Annotated in this window: 26 protein-coding genes; 15 read left to right on the top strand and 11 right to left on the bottom strand. The window is 58.4% G+C overall.

The window, feature by feature from the left end; translation table 11 throughout:
- Positions 1-201 precede the first annotated feature (201 nt).
- Positions 202-1,203 carry an LLM class flavin-dependent oxidoreductase gene (locus PSPTO_RS00810; protein WP_005768139.1) on the top strand — a complete coding sequence of 334 codons (1,002 nt, stop codon included), beginning with the start codon at positions 202-204 and terminating at the stop codon, positions 1,201-1,203.
- Positions 1,204-1,349: 146 nt separating this feature from the next.
- Here the strand turns inward: PSPTO_RS00810 and PSPTO_RS00815 are convergent, their stop codons facing one another.
- Both PSPTO_RS00815 and PSPTO_RS00820 read right to left on the bottom strand, forming a co-directional pair.
- Complete coding sequence (locus PSPTO_RS00815) at positions 1,350-1,574, bottom strand: DUF1161 domain-containing protein (protein WP_003379418.1); 225 nt, start codon at positions 1,572-1,574, stop codon at positions 1,350-1,352.
- A gap of 149 nt (positions 1,575-1,723) precedes the next feature.
- A complete protein-coding gene (locus PSPTO_RS00820; RefSeq protein WP_005613459.1) occupies positions 1,724-1,939 on the bottom strand; it encodes a dodecin in 216 nt (71 codons plus the stop codon).
- A gap of 167 nt (positions 1,940-2,106) precedes the next feature.
- On the opposite strand from PSPTO_RS00820, the gene PSPTO_RS00825 reads away from it, so the two are divergent.
- A complete protein-coding gene (locus PSPTO_RS00825; protein ID WP_005768141.1) occupies positions 2,107-2,433 on the top strand; it encodes a DUF883 family protein in 327 nt (108 codons plus the stop codon).
- Here the strand turns inward: PSPTO_RS00825 and PSPTO_RS00830 are convergent, their stop codons facing one another.
- Positions 2,434-3,390, bottom strand: a complete 957-nt coding sequence (locus PSPTO_RS00830) for a LysR family transcriptional regulator (protein ID WP_005768142.1) — start codon at positions 3,388-3,390, stop codon at positions 2,434-2,436.
- 79 nt (positions 3,391-3,469) lie between these two features.
- Here PSPTO_RS00830 and trpB point away from each other — a divergent pair, with 79 nt between their 5' ends.
- From trpB to PSPTO_RS00845, 3 genes are all read left to right on the top strand, one after another.
- Entirely contained in the window at positions 3,470-4,699 is a 1,230-nt protein-coding gene (gene trpB, locus PSPTO_RS00835; protein ID WP_005768143.1) for a tryptophan synthase subunit beta, read from the top strand.
- Positions 4,696-5,508 (top strand): tryptophan synthase subunit alpha, encoded by an 813-nt coding sequence (gene trpA / locus PSPTO_RS00840; RefSeq protein ID WP_011103014.1) that lies wholly within the window; start codon positions 4,696-4,698, stop codon positions 5,506-5,508. Before trpB ends, trpA begins: the two co-directional genes overlap by 4 nt.
- 126 nt (positions 5,509-5,634) lie before the next feature.
- A complete protein-coding gene (locus PSPTO_RS00845) occupies positions 5,635-6,150 on the top strand; it encodes an anti-virulence regulator CigR family protein (protein ID WP_005768144.1) in 516 nt (171 codons plus the stop codon).
- 185 nt (positions 6,151-6,335) lie between these two features.
- Here PSPTO_RS00845 and PSPTO_RS00855 read toward each other — a convergent pair whose 3' ends face one another.
- Complete coding sequence (locus tag PSPTO_RS00855; RefSeq protein ID WP_005768145.1) at positions 6,336-7,160, bottom strand: alpha/beta fold hydrolase; 825 nt, start codon at positions 7,158-7,160, stop codon at positions 6,336-6,338.
- Between the two features lie 212 nt (positions 7,161-7,372).
- The gene (locus PSPTO_RS00860) at positions 7,373-7,705 is read right to left on the bottom strand and encodes a DOPA 4,5-dioxygenase family protein (protein ID WP_005738577.1); all 333 of its coding nucleotides are present in this window, start codon (positions 7,703-7,705) and stop codon (positions 7,373-7,375) included.
- Positions 7,706-8,131: 426 nt separating this feature from the next.
- Here PSPTO_RS00860 and PSPTO_RS00865 point away from each other — a divergent pair, with 426 nt between their 5' ends.
- Positions 8,132-8,470 carry a hypothetical protein gene (locus PSPTO_RS00865; RefSeq protein ID WP_193383852.1) on the top strand — a complete coding sequence of 113 codons (339 nt, stop codon included), beginning with the start codon at positions 8,132-8,134 and terminating at the stop codon, positions 8,468-8,470.
- Positions 8,471-8,478: 8 nt separating this feature from the next.
- Here PSPTO_RS00865 and PSPTO_RS00870 read toward each other — a convergent pair whose 3' ends face one another.
- Entirely contained in the window at positions 8,479-9,429 is a 951-nt protein-coding gene (locus PSPTO_RS00870) for a choline sulfate utilization transcriptional regulator (RefSeq protein WP_005768148.1), read from the bottom strand.
- A 114-nt stretch (positions 9,430-9,543) separates the two neighbouring features.
- Between PSPTO_RS00870 and betC the strand changes: the two genes are divergently transcribed.
- The 4 genes from betC to PSPTO_RS00890 all read left to right on the top strand — a co-directional run bounded on the left by betC (position 9,544) and on the right by PSPTO_RS00890 (position 14,136).
- Positions 9,544-11,049 (top strand): choline-sulfatase, encoded by a 1,506-nt coding sequence (gene betC, locus PSPTO_RS00875; RefSeq protein ID WP_005768150.1) that lies wholly within the window; start codon positions 9,544-9,546, stop codon positions 11,047-11,049.
- Between the two features lie 36 nt (positions 11,050-11,085).
- Entirely contained in the window at positions 11,086-12,012 is a 927-nt protein-coding gene (locus PSPTO_RS00880; RefSeq protein ID WP_011103015.1) for a choline ABC transporter substrate-binding protein, read from the top strand.
- Between the two features lie 166 nt (positions 12,013-12,178).
- The gene (locus tag PSPTO_RS00885; protein WP_005768154.1) at positions 12,179-12,496 is read left to right on the top strand and encodes a hypothetical protein; all 318 of its coding nucleotides are present in this window, start codon (positions 12,179-12,181) and stop codon (positions 12,494-12,496) included.
- 71 nt (positions 12,497-12,567) lie between these two features.
- Positions 12,568-14,136 carry a SulP family inorganic anion transporter gene (locus PSPTO_RS00890; protein WP_011103017.1) on the top strand — a complete coding sequence of 523 codons (1,569 nt, stop codon included), beginning with the start codon at positions 12,568-12,570 and terminating at the stop codon, positions 14,134-14,136.
- A 103-nt stretch (positions 14,137-14,239) separates the two neighbouring features.
- On the opposite strand, the gene aroE is transcribed toward PSPTO_RS00890, so the two are convergent.
- Positions 14,240-15,064, bottom strand: a complete 825-nt coding sequence (gene aroE / locus PSPTO_RS00895) for a shikimate dehydrogenase (RefSeq protein ID WP_011103018.1) — start codon at positions 15,062-15,064, stop codon at positions 14,240-14,242.
- Entirely contained in the window at positions 15,064-15,978 is a 915-nt protein-coding gene (hemF, locus tag PSPTO_RS00900; protein ID WP_005768167.1) for an oxygen-dependent coproporphyrinogen oxidase, read from the bottom strand. Before hemF ends, aroE begins: the two co-directional genes overlap by 1 nt.
- 303 nt (positions 15,979-16,281) lie before the next feature.
- Here hemF and PSPTO_RS00905 point away from each other — a divergent pair, with 303 nt between their 5' ends.
- From PSPTO_RS00905 to PSPTO_RS00920, 4 genes are all read left to right on the top strand, one after another.
- Positions 16,282-17,130, top strand: a complete 849-nt coding sequence (locus PSPTO_RS00905; RefSeq protein ID WP_011103019.1) for a DUF6861 domain-containing protein — start codon at positions 16,282-16,284, stop codon at positions 17,128-17,130.
- A 40-nt stretch (positions 17,131-17,170) separates the two neighbouring features.
- Positions 17,171-18,148 (top strand): IS5-like element ISPssy family transposase, encoded by a 978-nt coding sequence (locus PSPTO_RS00910; RefSeq protein WP_007247571.1) that lies wholly within the window; start codon positions 17,171-17,173, stop codon positions 18,146-18,148.
- A 560-nt stretch (positions 18,149-18,708) separates the two neighbouring features.
- Positions 18,709-19,029 carry a DUF3630 family protein gene (locus PSPTO_RS00915; protein WP_046463632.1) on the top strand — a complete coding sequence of 107 codons (321 nt, stop codon included), beginning with the start codon at positions 18,709-18,711 and terminating at the stop codon, positions 19,027-19,029.
- Positions 19,030-19,124: 95 nt separating this feature from the next.
- Positions 19,125-20,102: an NADPH:quinone reductase gene (locus tag PSPTO_RS00920; RefSeq protein WP_011103021.1), complete on the top strand. Its 978-nt coding sequence runs from the start codon at positions 19,125-19,127 to the stop codon at positions 20,100-20,102.
- A 7-nt stretch (positions 20,103-20,109) separates the two neighbouring features.
- Here the strand turns inward: PSPTO_RS00920 and PSPTO_RS00925 are convergent, their stop codons facing one another.
- From PSPTO_RS00925 to PSPTO_RS00935, 3 genes are all read right to left on the bottom strand, one after another.
- Positions 20,110-20,667: an L-threonylcarbamoyladenylate synthase gene (locus tag PSPTO_RS00925; protein ID WP_011103022.1), complete on the bottom strand. Its 558-nt coding sequence runs from the start codon at positions 20,665-20,667 to the stop codon at positions 20,110-20,112.
- 38 nt (positions 20,668-20,705) lie between these two features.
- Positions 20,706-21,821 carry a DNA-processing protein DprA gene (gene dprA, locus PSPTO_RS00930; protein ID WP_046463633.1) on the bottom strand — a complete coding sequence of 372 codons (1,116 nt, stop codon included), beginning with the start codon at positions 21,819-21,821 and terminating at the stop codon, positions 20,706-20,708.
- Positions 21,822-21,944: 123 nt separating this feature from the next.
- Entirely contained in the window at positions 21,945-22,970 is a 1,026-nt protein-coding gene (locus tag PSPTO_RS00935) for a LysM peptidoglycan-binding domain-containing protein (protein WP_011103024.1), read from the bottom strand.
- Positions 22,971-23,095: 125 nt separating this feature from the next.
- Here PSPTO_RS00935 and def point away from each other — a divergent pair, with 125 nt between their 5' ends.
- Positions 23,096-23,602, top strand: coding sequence for a peptide deformylase (gene def / locus PSPTO_RS00940; protein WP_005768180.1), 507 nt, complete (start codon positions 23,096-23,098; stop codon positions 23,600-23,602).
- The last annotated feature ends 38 nt before the right edge of the window (positions 23,603-23,640 follow it).

Consider the following 23,640-nt stretch of genomic DNA (forward strand, 5'->3'; position numbering starts at 1 on the left):
TTTTGGAATGAATTGGTTCAATGCTGTTACAAGGTTCTGAGGATAGACCGCTCTGGAAAGTTCAACCGTCGGAAAGACCTACTGTTTAAGTAGGTTTTTACCCGACTGCCATTGAAAAGCCCGACTTGCGCCCGCACTGCTGCTTCATCTTGGGCAGCTCCAGCAGCCAGCCCATCTCAATTCGAGGAGCTACCCCGGCCTATGAAACGTCTGGCAGATGTAAAAATTTCGACCCTTGATCTGGTGCCCGTGCGCCACGACAAAGGGCCCGCCGAATCCCTGCGCAATTCGCTCAGCCTCGCTCAGCACGTTGAAAAGCTGGGCTACAACCGTTTTTGGGTGGCTGAACACCACAACATGGACGGCATTGCGAGTTCGGCGACCTCCGTGCTGCTCGCGTACCTGGCCGGGGGCACTTCAACCATTCGTGTGGGCGCTGGCGGGATCATGCTGCCCAATCACGCGCCGCTGGTGGTTGCCGAGCAGTTCGGCACCCTGGCCAGCCTCTATCCTGATCGAATTGATCTAGGCCTGGGCCGCGCGCCGGGCTCCGATCAGATGACCGCCCGTGCCTTGCGCCGCGAGCGCTCCGGCAGCGCCGAAGACTTTCCGGATGATGTCACTGAACTGATGGAGTACCTGGGGCCGCGCACACCTGATCAAAAAGTGATCGCAGTGCCGGGCTCCGGCACCAATGTGCCGATCTGGTTGCTGGGCTCGAGCCTGTTCAGCGCGCAATTGGCGGGCATGCGCGGGCTGCCTTATGCGTTCGCTTCGCACTTCGCACCGCGTTACATGCACGAGGCCATTCGCGTGTACCGCAATCACTTCCAGCCCTCGGCCGTGCTCGACAAGCCCTACGTGATGCTCGGGGTTCCGCTGTCGGCAGCCGATACCGATGAGCAGGCTGAATACCTGGCCACCTCGGTCTACCAGCGCATTCTGGCGCTGATGCGCGGGCACAGTCTGATGCAGCGGCCACCGGTCGATTCCATGGACGGCCTGTGGCTGCCACACGAACGTGAAGCGGTGGCGAGCTTCCTGGGGCTGGCGATGGTCGGCGGCCCGGAGAAGATCCGCGCCAAGCTGGACGTGCTGCTTGAGCAGACCGATGCCGACGAGCTGATCTTTACCTGCGACATGTACGAGCATGAAGACAGGCTGCGGTCCTACGAGATTCTCGCGCAGGTCGCACACGGCTAGGCGAATCCTGAAACCGAGAAGCAGCATCGCAAAGTGCTCGACCAAAAACACGATCGCCCCGGACTGTAACCAGTCCGGGGCGATCATGTTCGTGAAACCTGCAAACGGGATTGACCGGCCTGACCTGAATCAGGCTCGATCAGTCATCAACCGCGCTGGTAGACGATTTCCTTGGTGCCGCCTTCGCAGGTGCCGACCACTTGCTTGCCGGCTGCACTGCCTTTCTCGACGACTTCCAGCGTGTAGGACGTTACGCCCTTCGACTGGAGCTTGGCATCGAGTTCACTTTTCAACTCGTCACATGGCTTGCCTGCCGCAAGGGCGGTGCCTGCAATGCTCAACAAGCCTACAGCCAACAAAAACTTCTTCATGGGTAATCCCTCTCGTCCGGCCAACTGCAGACGCCATCGGAACAGGCGCCCATTGAACATCCCCGCGCTCACACATCGATCCTGACAGGGTCATATCTGTGTGTAGCGCAGGTTATGGCAATCGGCCAGTCGAAAGGTTCAGGTGATGATCAGCTGGCCGCGATGCGAAAGCCGACTTTCAACGTGACCTGAAAGTGCGCGACTTTGCCGTTTTCGATATGGCCGCGGGTTTCGGTCACTTCAAACCATTCCAGATGGCTGAGGCTTTTGCTGGCTTCGGCCAGTGCGTTATTGATGGCGTCTTCGATGGTGGTGGTGGAAGAGCCGACGATTTCGACTTTTTTGTACGTGTGGTTATCGCTCATTGCAGTTCTCCTGAAAGTGTCTGGCAAGGCGCAACGTAAACCGCGCTCCCTGCTTCTGTCAGGGGAAGGCGCGCAAAAGTTCAGCATTTTGCAAAAATCCCATCGCACTTTCCAAAAAGCCCGGAGTCGGAAACAACACGCCCACTCATCATTGCAGGAGATACACCATGGTTAGTACTTCACTTCGCAAGGCCTCGTTGCAGAGTATGGAAGCTGAGATCGAGAGCCTCTTGAAGTCCCTCGAGGGCCTGAAAGACGACGCTACTGACGAGTCGCGCAAGACACTGAAAAACCTGAAAGCCAACGCCGAAAGCGCGCTGAGCCATTCGCGCAGCCTGCTCAGCGACGTCTACGAAGACGTCAAAGAGAAAACCCGCGAAAACGCCCTGGCAACCCGTGACTACGCCCAAGAGCACCCTTGGACCACCGCTGGTGTTGCCGTCGGTGCAATCGGCCTGCTCGCCGCCTATCTGCTGTTCAAGCGCGGTAACTGATCAGTTTCTGATCGGGTCCCCAGACCGCTTCAGCTCATTTTTCAACCACTGAGCAAGCTGCCGCGCTCGTCCATCGGCCGCTCTTCTGGGTACCCACAACGCCAGCTGTGCCGGGGTTTCACTGAAACCCCACGGCGCAGCCAGGCGACCGGCTTTCAGGTCATCGATGACCAGCGGTTCCGGCGCAATCGCGATGCCCAAGCCTGCCACGGCCGCCTCCAGCAAATAATACAAATGCTCGAAACCCTGACCGTAGCGCAACGCGTCCGGATCGATTCCGTTCTGCTGTGCCCAGCTTGGCCAAGCTTGCGGACGTGACGTGGTTTGCAACAAGGATTCTTCAAGCAGGGCGTTGGCGGGCGCATCGCGCATGCTTTCGAATCGCGCAAAGCGCGGGCTCAGGACCGGGCCGATTCGTTCGCTGGCCAGCTCGAAGACCTGCATGTCTGCAGGCCAGGGTGGCTCGGCAAATACCAGCAACGCATCCAGCCCTGGCCGACGTGGGTCAAGATCACCTTCGCCTGCCGACAGGTGCAGACGCAGGTCCGGTAACTCCGCATTCAAGCGGCTCAGGCGCGGGATAAACCAACGGGCCAGCAGGCTGCCGGAACAACCGAGCACGAAAGGCGCATCGACGCTGCCTTTGCTCAGTTCTGCGCACACGCTTCGCAGCCGGTCGAATGCGTCGGCGCTGGCGTCACGCAAGCGAATGCCCGCATCTGTGAGTTTCAGGCCACGCCCGTCCTTGCTGAACAGGCTGACGCCCAAGTGTTCTTCCAGGACTTTCAACTGACGGCTGACAGCACCGTGGGTCACGCTCAGCTGCTCGGCGGCCTGACTGACGCTGCCGAATCGGGCGGTGCTTTCAAAGGCACGCAAAGCATTGAGAGGAGGGAGGTCGCGGCTCATGATCTGTGAGTTTTCCTGACAGGTTGCAGCGATCTTATCGGTTTTCATTCGGGCATGCGCTGGTTAAAGTGGACCCATTGCCGATCCGGCTCAATCCATTCGCTTAATACTGCAACTGGAGCACTTCATGACCCAGACCAACTTTCGCAGCGGCCCCGACGCCAACGGCCTGTTCGGCTCATTCGGCGGTCGCTACGTAGCTGAAACCCTGATGCCGCTGGTGCTGGACCTCAACCGCGAGTACGAAGCCGCCAAGGCCGATCCTGAGTTCATCAAGGAAATGGCCTACTTCCAGCGCGATTACATTGGCCGTCCCAATCCGCTGTACTTCGCCGAGCGCCTGACCGAATTCTGTGGCGGCGCGAAAATCTACTTCAAGCGTGAAGAGCTCAACCACACCGGCGCGCACAAGATCAACAACTGCATCGGCCAGGTGCTGCTGGCCAAGCGCATGGGCAAAAAACGCCTGATCGCTGAAACCGGTGCAGGCATGCACGGCGTTGCCACTGCAACCGTTGCCGCGCGTTTCGGCCTGCCTTGCGTAATCTACATGGGCGCGACCGACATCGAGCGTCAACAGGCCAACGTGTTCCGCATGAAGCTGCTGGGCGCTGAAATCGTGCCGGTCACTTCCGGCACCGGCACCCTGAAAGACGCGATGAACGAAGCCCTGCGCGACTGGGTAACCAACGTCGATGACACGTTCTACCTGATCGGCACGGTGGCAGGCCCGCACCCGTATCCGGCGATGGTGCGCGACTTCCAGTCCGTCATCGGCAAGGAAACCAAAGAGCAAATGCAGGAGAAGGAAGGCCGTCTGCCGGACAGCCTGATCGCCTGCGTCGGTGGTGGCTCCAACGCGATGGGGCTGTTCCATCCGTTCCTTGATGACGCCAGCGTAGAAATCATCGGCGTCGAAGCGGGCGGTCATGGCGTGGACACCGACAAGCATGCAGCCAGCCTGAATGGCGGCGTACCGGGCGTGCTGCACGGCAACCGCACCTACCTGTTGCAAGATAACGACGGGCAAATCACCGACGCTCATTCGATTTCTGCTGGCCTGGACTACCCTGGCATCGGCCCGGAACACGCTTACCTGCACGAAGTGAAGCGCGTCGAATACGTCAGCATCACCGACGAAGAAGCGCTCGACGCGTTTCATCAGTGCTGCTTGCTCGAAGGCATTATCCCGGCGCTGGAAACCGCTCACGCACTGGCCGAAGCCATGAAGCGCGCGACCAACCTGCGCGACGATCATTTGATGGTCGTGTGCCTGTCCGGGCGCGGCGACAAAGACATGCAAACCGTCATGAACCACATGGCAGCCGCCGACAACACTCAGGAGAAGCTGGTATGAGCCGTCTCGAACAACGTTTCGCCCAGCTGAAAACCGAAGGTCGCGCGGTACTGGTCACCTTCATCACCGCTGGCGACCCTGGCTACGACACCTCGCTGAAAGTGCTCAAAGGCCTGCCCGCTGCAGGTGCTGACGTGATCGAGCTGGGCATGCCGTTTACCGATCCGATGGCTGATGGTGTGGCCATTCAGCTGGCCACGTTGCGCGCCCTGGACGCCGGCCAGACGTTGCTGAAAACCTTGCAGATGGTCAGCGAGTTTCGTGTCGACGATCAGACCACGCCGATTGTGCTGATGGGTTATTACAACCCGATCCACCGTTTTGGCGTCGAAGCGTTCGTGGCACAGGCCAAGGAAGCGGGCGTCGATGGCTTGATCATCGTTGACCTGCCGCCCGAGCATGACGCCGAACTGGCGACGCCTGCACAGGCGTCCGGCATCGACTTCATCCGCCTGACCACGCCGACTACCGACGATGCGCGTCTGCCGCGCGTACTGGAGCGCAGTTCCGGTTTCGTCTACTACGTGTCGGTCGCCGGTGTGACCGGTGCGGGTTCAGCGACCACCGAGCACGTCACCGAAGCCATCGCACGCCTGCGTCGCCACACCAGCCTGCCGATCAGCGTCGGTTTCGGTATCCGCACACCTGAGCAGGCAGCGGCCATTGCGCGTCTGGCTGACGGTGTTGTGGTGGGCTCGGCGTTCGTCGACAAGATCGCCACAGCCGAGTCGCCGGAGCAGGCAATCGATGGCGTGTTGACGCTGTGCGCCGCACTGGCCGAAGGCGTACGTAACGCCCGCGTCAGTTGAGGGTAAAGTTTCTGATACAGAGGAATCAACGCGCTGGCAGCGGTTCTATGTAGCAAGACACAAGGGGTTCATGACCAGCGTCGTGAACCCCTTTTTGCTGCATTGAGTAAAGCCGAGGAAGCACCCATGAAACTGCCAAACCGTTTTATCACCGGGCTGGGTATCCTGATGATCAGCGCCAGCTCGCTGCTGCAAGCAGCACCACCTGATCAGCGCGGTGAAGGCCCGGACTCCAACCGTGGCGGCCAGCAGCAGGGACCACAGAATGGCGGGCACAATGAACGCGGGAATGAACGCGGGAATGAGCGCGGCCCAGGGAATGACAAAAGCAACGGCCCAGGCAAACAGGCCCATCAGGACAACCGTGGCGGCAACCGCCCGCCGCAGGATTTCGGCCCGGTACGCGAGACTTTCCAGCAACACCGCGACGTCATCGGTCGGGGCCAGCCCCTGCCACCGGGCGTGCACATCGCCAAAGGCCAACCACTGCCGCGCGGCTACGGCAAACGTCTGGACAGCCGTTCACTGCAATACCTGCCACGTTACGACGGCTACGAATGGCGCCGCCTGGGCACCGACGTCGTACTGATCGCCGTGGGTTCGGGGATCGTTTACGCGATTCTGGATGGTGTGTTGAATTGATGGTCTGCTGACGTCCTTGAATGCGCGGCGACGCGCAGACGTGTGACGCGGAGCGTCACACAAGGCATTACCACGCTGGAGTGAGGAACGATAATCTCACTATCGTGCGACGCTCCACGTCGCATGCCGTTCTAGACGCTCCGCGTCCGATCTTGAGGGCCGCCCAGCGCGGAAACCAGCCCGGCTCAACCCTGCTTCTGGTTAACCCGCGCCAGGAACGTCATCAGCGCACCCGATACGAACGCGGGATTTTCCAGATTGGCGATATGCCCCGCCTCGGGCACCAGCACATAAGGGCAGCCAATCAGGCCGGCCATCTCACGAGTCTCCTCAGGCGGGCGAGGGATGTCTGCATCGCCACACATCACCAGCGTGGTGTCGGCATTCAATTGCTCGATCAACCCAAGCCGGTCATCACGATCAAAAATCATTCTTCCCAGTGGTACGACGGACTGACGCAACTGCTCGGCATTCATGCCCGCCAACGCCGACCGAAACGCCTGATACACCGGCGACTGCGGGTCAATACCAGGCCGGAAGAAGATCGGCACCACAATGTCCAACAGCGGCGCAGGAAAAGCACCGGCCTCTTCCAGCTTGTCGAGCAGCGAGAAGTAATAGGCCTTCTTGGCCTCGGTCTCCTTGCCCAGATACGTGTCCATGAGCACCAGCCCGGTGATGCGCTCTGGCGCGAGCAGTGCCGCAATGGCACCCCACATACCGCCCACCGACAACCCGACGATACTGCAACGTTCGATATTCAAATGATCCAGAAGCGCCAGCGCATGGCGAGCCAGGTCATCGAGGTTGCGGGTGCCCTCCGGGAAACCGCTGGAATCCCCATGCCCCCAAAGGTCCGGCACAATCACCCGATACCGGCTGGCCAACGTGTCGATCTGCGCACTCCACATCGCCTTGTCCCAAAGGTAACTGTGACCCAGCAGGACAACCGGACCGGTGCCTTGGTCAGCGTAGTGAAGGGTCTTACCGTCGATGAGTAGATCCGGCATTTCTGATGATCCTCTGTCTGGTCTTTCAGCATTCGGCTCAAGCCGCCCGTAGCAGGCGAATTATCATGTTGAAGCGTATGCATGACCATCTTGTTGAAGTTTGCGCTGCAACGGACCGAGCGGTCATTTTTCAGCGGAGCTATCTTACACCGATCTTTTCGACGATGGATGCGCTAGTAACCGCAGAAGGAAGATGGCCGGGAAGCTGGCTATCAGCCAGTCAGCGCACTCAGATCAAGAGGCCTGACCGCACCCATCCAGATGGCATGATCGGTATGGTCACGCAGCTCATCGCCCGTCAACGGATGCAGAAACACCACCAGCCCATCGCGATTCAACGCAAGCCACAGCGTAACGTCAGCCAACTGTTCATGCCCGAACGCCAACTGGCAACTCCAGTCCGGATGCGGCCCGACCAGCTTCTGATGGACGCGCCCCATCTGCACGGCAAATTTCTCGGTCGCGGCCTCGCACAGGGCTCGGGCCTGGTCCAGAGTTTGGGCGTTGAAATAGATGTGGGCGTGGTAGCCGTGGATGTCTTGCATTGAGGTAGAGGCTCCTTTCTCGGCTGAAGGCCTGGATGATGCAGGTGTGTCGTCAGCCTTGATCATTTTTTCTCGTGAAAACGGATAGTAGGTCCTGCAGGGTGGTTGAGAAAGCGGACTGGCAAAAAAGGCGATTCAGCCCATAATTCTGGACTTGGATAATCGTCTGAACGCACAAAACTAAACTTGATAGCTGATGAAGCCATTCATTTTGAGAGCGCCGTAAACCTATTATCCCCACAGATTAAAATAAGCGGAAGTTATCGTCAGGTTGAGTGCAGAATTTGAAGGCAGAAAATATAAAATACGTTTCTTTGATCACGACGATCTACGCTTTCTGCTCAACAGCCAAGCAATGGGTAGCACAGTAACTGATGAAATCGTTAATAGTCTGAATAAGAGGCAACCGTGAAAAAAGAGTACTCTATCGTTCTTGCATTGATGCTGATGATCTTCGGCGAGATTTTGACTATCTACAGCGAGGTCTACTCTGCAAAGCTACCCGGCAAGCTATTAGAATCACCTGGGATGTTTCTCAAGCCCATGGGTTTTATTAGCATTGCCGGGATCAGCCTAGTCTTCGCTTATTGGCTAGGGTATCGGGCGACCGGTAATATATGGGTGGTTACGGTAGCCTCCTTGACGTTGCTATTGATACTTGAACCTATTGTTAGCTATGCAATGCTACGAGAAATACCGCAGAGGGGCGCTATTATAGGGTTCATACTGGGTGCGGCGGGTTTAATTTCAACAGTTGCACTGTAATTGGAGCGTCAAACCGCAATCGAAGGCAACGGCCTGCCCGCCAGCGAAACCCCGCTCAACGCCTGCTCGCTCGCCAGCCAGTCCATGAACTGCTGGACAATCTGCACCCGCCGTTTGCGCTGGGGCAAAACCACGTAATAGCCGTGTCCGGAAATGGCTGCGCCGGCGATGGGGCGGCAAAGCAGGCCTTGGTCGAGGAGGTCGTCGACCAGGTGTTTCCAGCCGATGGCGATGCCTTGTCCGCCGATGGCGGCCTGGATGAGCAGGGTGTAGTTGTCGAAGCGCAACTGGCCGGGGGCGGGGGCCTGGGGGATGTCGAGGGCGCGGAATACGCCAGACCAGTCGAACCAGTTGTTGATGCTGTCGCCACGCAGGTGCAGCAGCGGGAAGTCGCGAAGGGCGTCGTTGGGCAGTGGTGTCTGGCGGTCGGCAATCAGCAGCGGGCTGCATACCGGGAAGACTTCTTCGCTGAACAGCCAGCGGCTTTCGCCCTGTTTGAAGCGCCCGTCACCGAACAGCACGGTGACGTCGATATCGGCGCGCAGCATGCTGTGGGTACGCTCGCTGGTCACCAGGCTGACGTCCACGTCGGGGTTAAGCTTGTGAAAGCGGTGCAGGCGCGGCATCAGCCAGTAGGCGGCAAAGGCAAAGTCGGTGGCGACTTGAAGCACCTCGTGTTGCTGCTGTTCGGTGATCGCTATCAGCCCGCTGTCGATGGACTGCAAGCCTGCCTGTACGTGGCTGAACAGTATTTCACCGGCTTCGGTGAGCTCGATGCCGCGATAGATGCGGTCAAACAGTCGGGTGGCCAGTTGTTCTTCAAGGCGCTTGATCTGCTGGCTGACGGCAGGCTGAATCGTGCCCAGTTCGATGGCCGCTGCAGTAAAGCTGCGCAGGCGGGCCGCGACTTCAAAAGCACGCAGCAGGTCAAGGGACATGTCGCCAAAAGCTTCAAACATAAGCGGTACTTATCCTAGGCATTGCTGCGCATGGGCTTTACCATCAAACACGAGGACTCCATCCTCGTGCCCAGCACTTTCGCATAACTTTTCACAATGGGATGCAGCGATTACATGAAGCGCAAAAATATTCTGTTCATCATGGCCGATCAAATGGCCGCGCCAATGTTGCCGTTCTACGCCCCGTCTCCCATCCTGATGCCCAACCTGAGCCGCCTTGCTGCCGACGGCGTGGTGTTCGACTCGGCGTATTGCAACAGCCCGCTGTGCGCGCCTTCGCGCTTTACTCTGGTGAGCGGTCAGCTCCCGAGCAGGATCGGCGGGTACGACAACGCGGCGGACTTCCCGGCAGACGTTCCGACCTACGCGCACTACCTGCGTGCGCTGGGTTACAAGACCGCGCTGTCGGGCAAGATGCATTTTTGCGGGCCGGATCAGTTGCACGGTTACGAAGAGCGCCTGACCAGTGACATCTACCCGGCCGACTACGGCTGGTCGGTCAATTGGGACGAGCCGGACGTACGCCCGAGCTGGTATCACAACATGTCATCGGTATTGCAGGCCGGCCCGTGCGTGCGCACCAACCAGCTGGATTTCGATGAAGAGGTGCTGTTCAAGGCTCAGCAGTACCTCTACGACCATGTGCGTCAGGACGGTGATGCGCCGTTCTGCCTGACCGTTTCCATGACTCACCCTCACGACCCGTACACCATCCCGCGTCCGTTCTGGGACCTGTACAGCGACGACGAAATCCCGATGCCAACGCCGCACGCCAATCAGGCCGCGCTGGACCCGCACTCACAACGGCTGCTCAAGGTGTATGACCTGTGGGACAAGCCGATGCCGACAAACAAGATTCGTGATGCGCGCCGTGCCTATTTCGGCGCGTGCAGCTACATCGACCTGAACGTCGGCAAGCTGATGCAGACGCTTGATGAGGTCGGGCTGGCGGACGACACCATCGTGGTGTTCTCTGGCGATCACGGCGACATGCTGGGCGAGAAGGGTCTCTGGTACAAAATGCACTGGTTCGAAATGGCCGCTCGCGTGCCGCTGGTGGTGTACGCGCCGGGGCAGTTCAAGCCGGGGCGGGTCAGTGCGTCGGTGTCGACGGCCGACCTGTTACCGACCTTTGTCGAAATGGCCAAGGGCACACTGGACGCCGGCTTGCCGCTGGACGGGCGCTCGCTGATGCCGCACCTGAAACGCAAAGGCGGGCACGATGAGGTGTTTGGCGAATACATGGCCGAAGGCACGACCAGCCCGCTGATGATGATCCGTCGCGGTGCGTACAAATTCATCTATTCGGAACAGGACCCGTGCCTGTTGTTCGATGTGAAGAAAGACCCGAAAGAGCAGAAAGACCTGAGCCAGTCGCCAGCCCATGAAAAGCTGTTCAATGATTTTCTGGCCGAAGCTCGGGCCAAGTGGGACATACCGGCGATACACCAACAGGTGCTCGCCAGCCAGCGCAGAAGGCGCTTTGTCGCCAAATCGCTGGCAACCGGCAAGCTGAAGAGTTGGGATCACCAGCCACTGGTCGACGCCAGTCAGCAGTACATGCGCAACCACATTGATCTCGACGATCTGGAGCGCAAGGCACGTTTTCCGCAACCTTGACCCTGCCCACACCAAAAAATCAAAAGGGGTACATCGATGAAACAGTTATCCACAGCCGTTGCGGTCGCGGTCATGACGTTTGGCAGCTTCGCCGCGCAGGCAGAGGACGCAAGTTGCAGCACCGTGAAGATGGCCGATACGGGCTGGAGTGACATTGCCGCCACCAACGCTATCACCGGCGTGGTGCTTGAAGGTCTGGGTTACAAGGCCAAGGTCGACACGCTCGCAGTGCCGATTGCCTATGGCGGTTTGAAGGACGGCAAGCTGGATGTGTTTCTGGGTAACTGGATGCCGGCGCAGCAGGGCTTTTACGACAAGTTCGTGGCCACCGGTGACGTGACGCAACTGGCCAGGAACCTTGAAGGCACCGAGTTCACGCTGGCCGTGCCGGACTACGTCTGGGAGGCCGGCGTGCATGATTTTACCGACCTGAGCAAATTCGCCGAAAAATTCGACAAGAAAATCTACGGTATCGGCTCCGGCGCGCCGGCCAACCTGTCGTTGCAGGAGATCATCAAGAAGAACGAGTTTGATCTGGGCCAATGGAAGCTGGTGGAGTCCAGCGAGCAGGCCATGCTCGCCGAGGTCAATCGCAATGTGAAGAAGAAGGCGTTTGTGGTCTTCCTCGGCTGGACACCGCACCCGATGAATGTGCAGATCAAAGGCATGCACTACCTCAAGGGCGGCGAGAAATACTTTGGCGACACCGGCTCTGTCTTCACCCTGACCCGCAAGGGTTATGCACAAGCCTGCCCGAACGTCGGCAAGCTGCTGACCAACCTGAGCTTCACCCTGGACATGGAAAACAGCATCATGGCCGAGGTGACCAACAAGAAGCTCAGCAATAGCGCAGCCGCCAAAGCCTGGATCAAGGCCAACCCTGCGGTACTGGACACGTGGCTGGAGGGCGTGAAGACGGTTGATGGCAAAGACGGGCTGGCGGCAGTGAAGGCGAAGTTGTAGGCCTCGACATTAAGTATTGACCCGGCGTCAGGGGTTTCCACCGCGCCGGTTTTCAGCAATATTGGCACTTCAAAGCGTCATTCTGGAAGACACCAGTTGGGAACCAACGGAAGGGGGCAAACCACCAGGCTGCCGTGCGGCCTGTCCGCTAACACTGGAGAACAGTATGAAAAAGTCACTTATACCCCTCTCGCTGGCCCTGATTCTGAGCGCATCCTTTGCCTCTGCGGGTAACTGGCCGCCAGAAACCAGCGCCAAAGTACCCGGAAACGCGCTGGAATATCCGACCAAGCTAGAGGCCGTCAATGTCTCTATGGAGGAGATGCTCAATGCAGGAGCAACGGTTGTTTCTTCGTACGTGGCAGAGAATGGCCCGGTAGTGACGCTTAACAACAAAAAACACTATGTTATCTGCATGCTCAGAGGTGCTGGAACCGGGTCAGACACAAACGTCGCCACCTCGAAATGCTACGCCATGAACTAGCCTTCGCTCGCGGCTCCGGGCAGGGACGGTCTGACGTGGCGATGCAATGATCCATCCAACATGAGGGACCGATGCGCTGGCTCAATCGCCATAAATTCCTGCCATTTCTCGCCTGGCTGCCGCAGCAGAGCCGCGCCAGCGTGGGGCGTGATGCGCTGGTGGGTTTAAGCGGTGCGATTCTGGCCCTGCCGCAATCCATCGCTTACGCGCTGATCGCCGGGCTGCCTCCCGAGTACGGTCTGTACGCCGCCATTGTCCCGGTGCTCATCGCTTGCCTGTGGGGCTCGTCCTGGCACTTGATCTGCGGGCCGACGGCGGCTATTTCCATCGTGCTGTATGTCAGTGTCAGTCCGCTTGCCGTGCCGGCCAGCCAGGACTACATCATGTTGATCCTGCTGCTGACCTTTATCGCCGGTGTCTTCCAGTTGTTGTTGGGGATGATGCGCTTCGGCGCGCTGGTGAATTTCGTTTCGCACTCGGTGGTGCTCGGTTTCACACTGGGCGCTGCCGTCGTTATTGCGCTCGGGCAGATGCCCAATTTGCTGGGCATCGATCTGCCGAGCCAGACCACGGCACTCAAAAGCCTGAGCGCCGTGCTTGAGCATCGCGGCGAACTCGACAAGCCTTCGTTGATGCTGGGCCTGTTGACCCTCACGCTGGGCATCGGCCTCAAAGCATGGGTGCCGCGCTGGCCGACGCTGTTGATCGCGCTGGTATCAAGCAGCCTGCTGGTCTGGCTCTGGCCAGCGATGTTCGGGCATGTGCGAGTGGTCAGCGCCTTCGTCGGGCATTTACCGCCTTTCAGCCCGCTGCCGCTGGACCTTGAGCTGATCCTCAAGCTGCTGCCGACGGCAGTGGCGGTGGGCATGCTCGGGCTGGTCAACAGCCTGTCGATTGCCCGCTCTCTGTCGGCACGCTCGCAACAGATGCTCAACGCCAATCAGGAAGTGCGCGCCCAAGGGCTGTCAAACATGGTCGGCTCGCTGTTTTCCGGGTATCTCTCCGCGGGCTCGTTCACCCGTGCAGCGCTGAGTTATGAAGCGGGCGCTCGTTCGCCGTTGGCCGGGGTGTTTTCGGCGCTGTGGGTGGCGCTGTTCGCGGTCGCCGGAGCTTCATTGGTTTCGCACATTCCGATCCCGGCCATGGCGGCTTCAATCCTGCTGATCTGCTGGGGGCTGGTGGACCGTCGTGGCATTCGCGCACTGTTGCGCGTCAGCCGCGCCGAGTTCTTCGTGATGGCGCTGACCTGCCTGGCCACGCTGTTGCTGGAGTTGCAAACGGCGATTTATGCAGGCGTGCTGGCTTCGCTGTTTTTCTACCTCAAGCGCACCTCACAGCCCCGCGTGCAGCAATGGCGCGAGGGTGATGAGGATGTGTTGCGTGTCGGTGGATCGATCTTTTTCGGTGCCAGTCATTACCTGCAAACCCGCCTGCAACGCACCGAAGGGCTGCGTGTGGTGATCGATGCGCAACAGATCAACTTCATCGATTACTCAGGTGTGGAAATGCTTCATCAAGAAGCCAGACGCCTGGGGCAGCAGGGGCGAGTGCTGGTTCTGCGCAATGCCAGACCGCTGGTAATCGAGGAATTGCACAAGCTGGAAGGGCCGGAGAACTGCCCGATTTTGTTTGAGGATTGAGTTGTCGCTCATCGTCGCGACGCTCTGCGTTGCAAGAGGACGCGGAGCGTCCAGAACGGCATGCCAACGCGGAGCATTGGCACGATAGTCCGCAGATAGCCGATCAACCCGCAGCCAGCAATCTGCGCAACTCCGCCAATACAGGCGCTGAATCCGGGCGCACGCCGCGCCACAACAGGAAGGCTTCTGCCGCCTGCTCGACCAGCATCCCCAGGCCATCAACCGACTGCGCCGCACCCTGTTCTGTGGCCCAGCGGCAGAAAGCAGTGGGCGCTTTGCTGTACATCATGTCGTAGCAAAAGGTCGCACCAGGCTGGATCAGGCTCGGGGAGATGGGCGGCAGCTCCCCGGCCAGGCTGGCAGACGTGGCGTTGATGATCAGGTCCACCGGCTCTTCAAGCCAGTCGAAGCTGCTGGCAAACACCGGGCCGAGATCGGCAAATTCCTGAGCCAGTCGTTCGGCTTTTTCGACCGTACGATTGGCGATCACCAGTACGGCGGGCTTTTCTGCCAGCAGCGGTTCCAGCGCGCCACGCACCGCACCGCCCGCGCCCAGCAACAACACGCGCTGACCGCGCAAGCTGCATGCGCAATTGACCGTCAGGTCGCGCACCAGCCCGGCACCGTCGGTGTTGTCGCCCAGCAGCGTCCCGTCATCGAGCTTGCTCAGGGTGTTGACGGCCCCCGCACGCTGCCCGCGCTCGGTCAGGCTGTCGGCCAGGCGAAACGCCTCCTCCTTGAACGGCACCGTCACGTTGGCACCACGCCCGGTCTGGAAAAACGCCTGGGCAAACGCCGTGAAATCGTCCAGCGGTGCCAGCGCGGTCTGGTAATTCAGTGCCTGGCCGGTTTGCTCGGCGAACAGGCGATGAATCAGCGGCGACTTGCTATGACCAATGGGGTTACCGAAGACGACATACTGGTCCATCAGTTATCCGCCAGCCAGTCGCGATCAGTCAGGAAGTAATCAGTCAGACGCGCCTCTTCGCTGCCCGGCGCGGCTTTCCAGTCATAGCCCCAGCGTACTTGCGGCGGCAGCGACATGAGGATCGACTCGGTACGACCACCCGATTGCAGACCAAACAGCGTGCCGCGGTCGTACACCAGGTTGAACTCGACGTAGCGTCCACGGCGGAATTCCTGAAACTCGCGCTGCTGCACGGTATAGGCCGCAGCCTTGCGACGGCGCACGATCGGCAGGTAGGCATTGATGAATGCATCGCCGATGGCGCGAATGAATGCGAAGCTGGTGTCGAAATCCCACTGGTTCACGTCATCGAAAAACAGACCGCCGATGCCGCGCGGCTCGTCGCGGTGCTTGAGGTGGAAATAGCTGTCGCACCACGCCTTGTAACGCGGGTAAACATCATCGCCGAAGGGCGCGCAGGCCCGCTCCGCGACCCGGTGCCAGTGCACGCAGTCTTCTTCAACGCCATAGTAAGGCGTCAGGTCGAAACCACCGCCGAACCACCACACCGGCTCTTCGCCTTCTTTTTCAGCGATGAAAAACCGCACGTTGGCGTGAGACGTCGGCACATGCGGGCTGTGCGGATGGATCACCAGCGACACGCCCAGCGCCTCGAAACCACGCCCGGCCAATTCAGGCCGATGCGCACTGGCTGACGGCGGCAGGTTGCTGCCGAACACATGGGAAAAGTTGACGCCGCCTTTCTCGATGACCGCGCCATTCTCGACCACCCGCGTGCGACCACCGCCGCCCGCCGGACGTGTCCAGGCATCTTCCACGAAGTGTGCGTTGCCATCTTCCTGCTCGAGCGCGGTGCAGATACGGTCTTGCAGGTCGAGCAGGTAGGCTTTTACGGCCTCGGTACGGGTACTCATGAAGATCCCTTACGATTGACGTCAAACGGCTGAGCCCCTAAGCACAAGAGGCGCAGGCAAACTGGCGCGTAGCATACCATCGGCAGAGCGTACTGGCAGTTGACGAAGGTCGAGCGAAAGCGTTCGATGGGGGCTCGCGTCAATTTGTGACGTCAAGCACACTGCGGACTTGCTCTGCGAAGGATAAGTAATTATTCTGCAGACCGATATACTTTTTAAATCAGCCACACCATAAATTATTTATGTAGAGCATAATCTGGCAAGGATGCGAAATATTTACACAAATAGGGACATAATATATCCATGAGAATATTCGCAGACACTCCCGACTGGGATGACGTAGAGCGAACACTAAAAGATACTTTTGATACCGTCAACCAAAGTTTTGATCGTGGATGGACGTCTACTCAAGATGAATGGCACGGCTTCACTAGGAGAATAAGTCTTCGCGTTACGTCTATTTTTGGCGATATGGGCCCAGACAGAATCGATGCAGTTAAAGAAGCTCTGCGCCTATCTTATCCCATTATATTAACAAGATTGAGCCGGCGGTGGGCATCAATAGAGATCGACCAAATAATTAACATCTTACTTCAAGTTGCGAAAGAAGTAACGATGATCGTAGGTGGCAGCGTACTGGCTGGCAGCATTATAGGTGGCTCCATCGGAGCTTTAGCGTATGGAACGGGAATAGGTGCAGGAGTTGTTATAGGCGGAGGTATTGGCTTTCAGCTTGGCAACGTTATTCTCATGGCCTTAGGACTCTCCGCAATTGCTGATTATTTTTATGAGGGGCTGCCCGCCTGCTTGGCAACGCTGCATGACGGCCTAGCACTAGCATGGAACGCAGAGTATGGCACGCCTGTCGGTTTAGATCCAACTGGCGGCTCTGCCGCTCGCAGAGACTCTAGGATTGACGAGGCCTCTAGACTACTAGCGAACGGGCAAGAGCAGCTTATTACTCTTCTCCTAACCGCTATCGTTACTTATGTAATGCGAGGGCAAATAAAAAATAGCTTACAGAGCTCTGCCGATGACATTATGGCTCGTAGCGCTCAACTTCAGGCAGAGATATCAAACAAGCAACTGGCTGACTGGTTAGCAAAAAATATAGAGAAATTATTAAAGGAAACTCTGAAAAAGGTTTCCTGATTTGGCAAAATACCCCAACACCTTTCACCGAGCTTCCCTGATGAAACAGATGACCTTCGCCGATGCCGAGTACGCGGGTAAACGTAAGCATACCCGCCGCGAGCGCTTTCTCATCGAGATGGATCAGGTTGTGCCCTGGAAAGGCTTGATTGCCCTTATCGAACCACATTATCCAAAGGGCGAAGGTGGCCGTCCGGCTTATCCGCTGATGGCGATGCTGCGTATTCACCTGATGCAGAACTGGTTTGGTTACAGCGATCCGGCGATGGAGGAAGCACTTTACGAGACAACGATCCTGCGCCAGTTCGCAGGGTTGAGTCTGGATCGAATCGCCGATGAAACCACGATTCTCAACTTCCGGCGTCTGTTGGAAAAGCATGAGTTGGCAGGCGGGATTTTGCAGGTCATCAATGGCTATCTGGGTGATCGAGGTTTGATGCTGCGCCAAGGTACGGTGGTCGATGCGACGATCATTCATGCGCCGAGCTCGACCAAGAACAAGGACGGCAAACGCGATCCCGAAATGCATCAGACGAAGAAAGGAAACCAGTATTTCTTCGGCATGAAAGCGCATATCGGCGTCGATGCCGAGTCGGGTTTAGTCCATAGCCTGGTGGGTACTGCGGCGAATGTGGCGGACGTGACTCAGGTTGATCAATTGCTACATGGTGAGGAAACCTATGTCAGCGGTGATGCGGGCTACACCGGCGTGGACAAGCGTGCGGAGCATCAGGATCGTCAGATGATCTGGTCAATTGCGGCCCGCCCAAGCCGTTATAAAAAGCATGGCGAGAAAAGTTTGATCGCACGGGTCTATCGCAAAATCGAGTTCACGAAAGCCCAGTTACGGGCGAAGGTTGAACATCCGTTTCGCGTGATCAAGCGCCAGTTTGGTTATACGAAAGTCCGGTTTCGCGGGCTGGCTAAAAACACCGCGCAACAGGCTACTCTGTTTGCCTTGTCGAACCTTTGGATGGTGCGAAAACGGCTGCTGGCGATGGGAGAGGTGCGCCTGTAATGCGGAAAAACGCCTTGGAAAGGTGCTGTTTGAAGGAAAATCGATGAGTTAAGAGCGGAAAACGTCTAATTATCTGATCGGGCGAGCTTTTTTTGAACCTCAGGCCATGAGAGCGTCAAAAATCGATGCCTACTTCAGACCTTCCTAAAACACCCAGACTTCCAGCCTAAAACCCAATACAGCAAGAATGACTTTAAAAACGAATCAACTGAGTGGGACACTGTTAATTCTAGGGCAGATGGTGACTTCGGTTACTTACCACCACTTCGTCAAAACTATGTGAGAGCGGTTTATGAGCTAAAAAAGACCATTAATCGCATGAGAGCGAGTGGCACGGATCTTGAAGAAATAGCAAAACACGCTCATGAAGCGAGAACGAACCTTAAAATTGAGTACCGTAAATTTACTCCTCCGGAGCTGCTGGAAACCATTAATGCTCGGAACATGAATAAATACGGAAATCCAATGGGGCCTACGTTTGACGACTTGATTAACAAAGGAAAGACTTTCGAGCAAATCATAGACAGTGCTACGCGAGCAGGAGGGGAGGATATTTTCTAATGACGAATTCAAATATTTTAAACGCTATGGCTATCGAAAAAATGCACTCTGGTCATTCGTGCCTCAGTCTTTCAGCGGAAGTCGATTGGGAGGGTTTCCCCCGATATGCCGAGATTATCCTCGGCCTGCTCGGAGGCACCGTTACGTCGAAGTCCGACGCTGTGGATGTGCGCGTCTGGGACGTGCAAATAAAAGGCGAAGCCTTTTTCCTGGCCTATGAGGACTTTCCATCGATGGTGGGCCTGGAATCAAAAAGCGCCAAGGGTGATGCGCTGATCGAAGGCTTCCTGTCTGTCCTTTCTCAAAGCTCCCAAAGCTGAACGCCAGACAGTGCTTTCGTTTTGACCGCAGCACAGCGTGCTACTTTTGTTTGTCTGAAGCATAAGATATTGGGTCACCATCACGGAGAGAGCACATGGCAAAGCGTATCCAGTTCAGCACTGTCGGAGGACCCGAGGTTCTTGAATATGTCGATTTCGAGCCAGAGGCTCCGGGGCCGCAGGCGGTGGTTGTGCGCAACAAGGCTATCGGCTTGAATTTCATCGATACCTATTACCGCAGCGGGTTGTATCCCGCGCCGTTCTTGCCATCCGGTCTCGGCGCCGAGGGGGCGGGTGTGGTCGAGGCGGTGGGCGATGAGGTGACGCGCTTCAAGGTGGGCGACCGGGTTGCCTATGGCACCGGGCCGCTGGGCGCGTACAGCGAGGTGCACGTGCTGCCTGAGGCGAATCTGGTCAAGCTGGCGGACTCGGTCAGTTTCGAGCAGGCCGCGGCGCTGATGCTCAAGGGCCTGACCGTGCAATACCTGTTGCGCCAGACTTATCAGGTGAAGCCGGGCGAGATCATTCTGTTTCATGCCGCTGCAGGCGGTGTCGGCTCGCTGGCCTGCCAATGGGCCAAGGCACTGGGTGCCAAGTTGATCGGCACGGTCAGTTCGCCAGAGAAAGCGGCGCACGCCAAGGCACTCGGTGCCTGGGAAACCATCGACTACAGCCACGAGGACGTCGCCAAGCGTGTGCTGGAGCTGACCGACGGCAAGAAATGCCCGGTGGTCTACGACGGCGTGGGGCAGGACACCTGGCTGACTTCGCTCGACAGCGTGGCGCCGCGTGGGCTGGTGGTGAGTTTCGGGAATGCATCAGGGCCGGTGTCAGGCGTGAACCTGGGCATTCTGGCGCAGAAGGATTCGGTGTATGTCACCCGCCCGACGTTGGGCAGCTACGCCAACAACGCACAAAACCTGCAAACGATGGCCGATGAGCTGTTCGACATGCTCGCCAGTGGCAAGCTCAAGGTCGATGGCATTGAGCAGTACGCCCTCAAGGACGCCGCCAAGGCGCAGATTGAGCTCTCGGCGCGGCGCACCACTGGCTCGACCATCCTGATTCCTTGAACGAGCGTCAGCCGGCGCGCATCACCTGCCCGGTGGCGATATCACGTATCACGCTAGGGTTTCGGCGGCCGCCCAGGCTGCCGCCGAGCACGCCGTTGATCTGACCACGGAAGTACTGTTCAACCCGCAATCGCGACCGGGCAGCCGGGCGACCCGCCGGGTTGGCCGATGTGGAGATCAGCGGGCCGACCAGCGCGCACAGTTCGCGTACGGTCGGGTGATCGGTGACACGCAGTGCCACGGTTTCGTGAATGCCGGTGATCCACTCGGGCAACAGGTTTTGGTGCGGCACCAACCAGGTATTGGGCCCCGGCCAGGTGCTGGCCATGCGGTCGAGCCACAACTCGGGGAAGTCCTCGAACAGAAAGTCGAACTGGCGAATGTTGTCCGCGATCAGGATCAGGCCTTTTTCCACCGGCCGCAATTTGATCGCCAGCAGGCGATAGACCGCCTCTTCATCCCATGGATCACACCCCAGCCCCCAGACTGCTTCGGTCGGGTAGGCAATCACCGCACCGGCTCGAATATTCTGAGCGGCTTGTTGCACACGCCAGCTGCTGACCATTGTCTGTCTCTCCGATAAATCCTGGCGGCAGTTTAACCTCAGGGCGCGCTGGCGAACCATCGTCCCGCTTCACAGCTTATGCGTCCGTCCAGTTCCAGCTCGGTCAGGCCAGCCAATACTTTCGGCAATGGCCAGCCACTGGAGACCGACAGCCCCTCGCTGGTATGCGGCGCGGCGTGCAACAAGGCCAATAGTGGATGGTCGCAGGGAGCAGGTTCGGTATTTGAAGAGTCGGCGCTGGGTGCGACGCGCTTCCAGTGCTGCAAGCCTTCCAGAATGTGGTCGACGGTCTCGACCAGCGTCGCGCCGTCCCTTATCAGCTGGTGACACCCTTTGGCGCCCGGATGGTGAATCGAGCCCGGTATCGCATAAACCTCTCGTCCCTGCTCGGCGGCGAGGCGTGCGGTAATCAACGAACCGCTGGCAACGCTGGCCTCGACCACCAGCACGCCGAGCGACAGGCCGCTGATGATCCGGTTGCGCCGCGGGAAGTTGCTGGGCTGCGGTCCGGCGTCCAGCGGGAACTCGGAAATCACCGCGCCACCCTGTGCCGCGATCTGAGTGGCGAGGGCGCGATGCTGCTGTGGATAAAGTTTTCCAAGCCCGGTGCCAAGCACGCCGATTGTAAGCCCACCGACATCCAGTGCGCCCTGATGCGCAGCACCGTCGATGCCCCGCGCCAGACCGCTGGTGACCACAAAACCGGCGCCGGCCAGACTGCGTGCAAATGCCTTGGCGGTGTCCAGCCCGGGCTTGGAGGCGCGACGGCTACCGACCATTCCCAACTGCGGGCGCTCAAGAATGGAAGGGTCGCCGGCGATGAAAATCAGCGGCGGCGGATCGGCGATCTGCGCCAGCAACGCGGGGTAGCAAGGGTCGTCCCACATCAGTAAATGCTGGCCCGGACGCTCCAGCCAGGCCAGCGCAACGCTGGCGCCATCACGCACCAAAGGGTCACGCCGAGCCTCTGCGCAGGCACCGGGCAGGCCCAGCGCACGCCATGCGCTGGCCGGTGCGCTGAGTGCCGAAGAGGCAGAGCCGAAGGCTTCCATCAGCCTGAAAAAGCGTTTCGGCCCCACCTCGGGTAAGCGATGCACACGCAGACGCGCTTCCAGTTCGGCAGGCGAGGAGCGTTCTTTTTCGAACAGTGGCATGAGATCGTCCCTGATCCATTGCGCACCCGGAATGGTGCGCAAACCTGTGGATAACTCTGTTGACAACAATTTGATAAGTGACTGGCGGGTAAGACAAATCCGTATCAGAACTAAAACAGACCGCTACGGATTTCGAACCTTGTCCATGATGGCCAAAGATCGGTTCGCTTGCAGGACCAAGGCGTAACTAAGCTTGTCGTAAGTGCGGAAAACCATCAGCAGGCCAGCCCGTTCGTCGGGGATTTTTACCTGTTCGCCGGTGATTCGGTCACGTACCGTTTCGCTGGTTTTGTAGATCGCCAGCACGTTGCCTTCGGTCAGACCGTCACGTTTGCCTTTGTTGAGGGTGACCACATCCATGACGGCGACTTGGGTTACACCGCGCGGCACATCCAGAATCAAACCTTCTATGGGGGTCTGCGGAGCGCTGGGCAGAAAGGTCGAGTTGATCGAGCGTTCTTCGCTGGCGAACAGCCGGTCGCCCAAACGCACTTCCTGCGTGGAACGCTGCAGGCTAAGGGTCGAGACATCGCCCTCGGTGGCAACCACTTCAGCGCTGCCGATGTCATCAGCGTTGATGCCCAGCACTTCCTTGGTCTGCGCATCAGTGTAGATCTTGCCTTGGCGGAAGATGCCATAGACGGTGTGCGTCGGGTCCAGTTTGCCGCGGGCATAGGCCCTGTCGCCATTGCCGCTGAGCACCCGCTCGGCATTGCCGGCAACGATATAGGGCGCCTTGTCGAACTGCTCGGCATTGTCGACGATTCGGTTGCTGATCAGAAAGGCATTGATCGCACCCAGCGGGATACTTGGAATGGCCTGAACCATCGGTGTACTGCGCACACGCGGTGACAATTTGATGGTGCCGCGCGACTCGCCACGGTTGAGCGTCACACGTGGCTGGCCGTCCACCCAGGTCAATGCCAGGGTGTCACCGGGGTAGATAAGATCAGGGTCGTGGACCTGCGGATTGGCCCGCCAGATCTCGCGCCACTTCCACGGTTCACGCAAAAACTTGCCGGAAATGTCCCAGAGTGTGTCTCCGGCAACAACGGTGTAGCTCTGCGGATAGCCTTCCCTGAGTTGCACTTGCGCCTGGGCAAGACCGCTGGCGGTCAACAGCAGCAGGGCGAGTAGTGATTTCCTCATGCGGTGAATCCCTTTATCATGTTGCCTCACGCGAACCCTAGAGTCCTGTCCTGGGCTGCCAGCCTTGAACTCCCGAGCCCGGCACCCGACACTGACTTTACCTTAACAGTGCAGCTCTTACGTATATGGCCATTCTAAACATCCTCGAATTTCCCGATTCGCGCCTGCGCACCCTCGCCAAGCCTGTAGCGATGGTAGACGACGGCATTCGCCAGTTGGTCGACGACATGTTTGAAACCATGTACGAAGCGCCCGGCATCGGCCTGGCTGCCACGCAGGTCAACGTTCACAAGCGCGTGGTCGTCATGGACCTGAGCGAAGACCGCAGCGCGCCGATGGTCTTCATCAACCCTGAAATCGAAAAACTGACCGATGAAATGGATCAGTATCAGGAAGGCTGCCTGTCGGTGCCGGGTTTCTACGAGAACGTCGACCGCCCGCAAAAAGTCCGCGTCAAGGCGCTGGACCGCGACGGCAAGCCTTATGAACTGGTTGCCGAAGGCCTGCTGGCCATCTGCATCCAGCATGAGTGTGATCACCTGAACGGCAAGCTGTTCGTCGATTACCTCTCCAACCTCAAGCGTGACCGGATCAAGAAAAAGCTCGAAAAACAGCACAAGCTGAATGCCTGATCCGTCGTCCCTCCAAAAGGCCTGCACAAGGCCTTTTT

Origin of the sequence: Pseudomonas syringae pv. tomato str. DC3000 (assembly GCF_000007805.1) — a bacterium.
Taxonomy (GTDB): Bacteria; Pseudomonadota; Gammaproteobacteria; order Pseudomonadales; family Pseudomonadaceae; genus Aquipseudomonas; species Aquipseudomonas avellanae.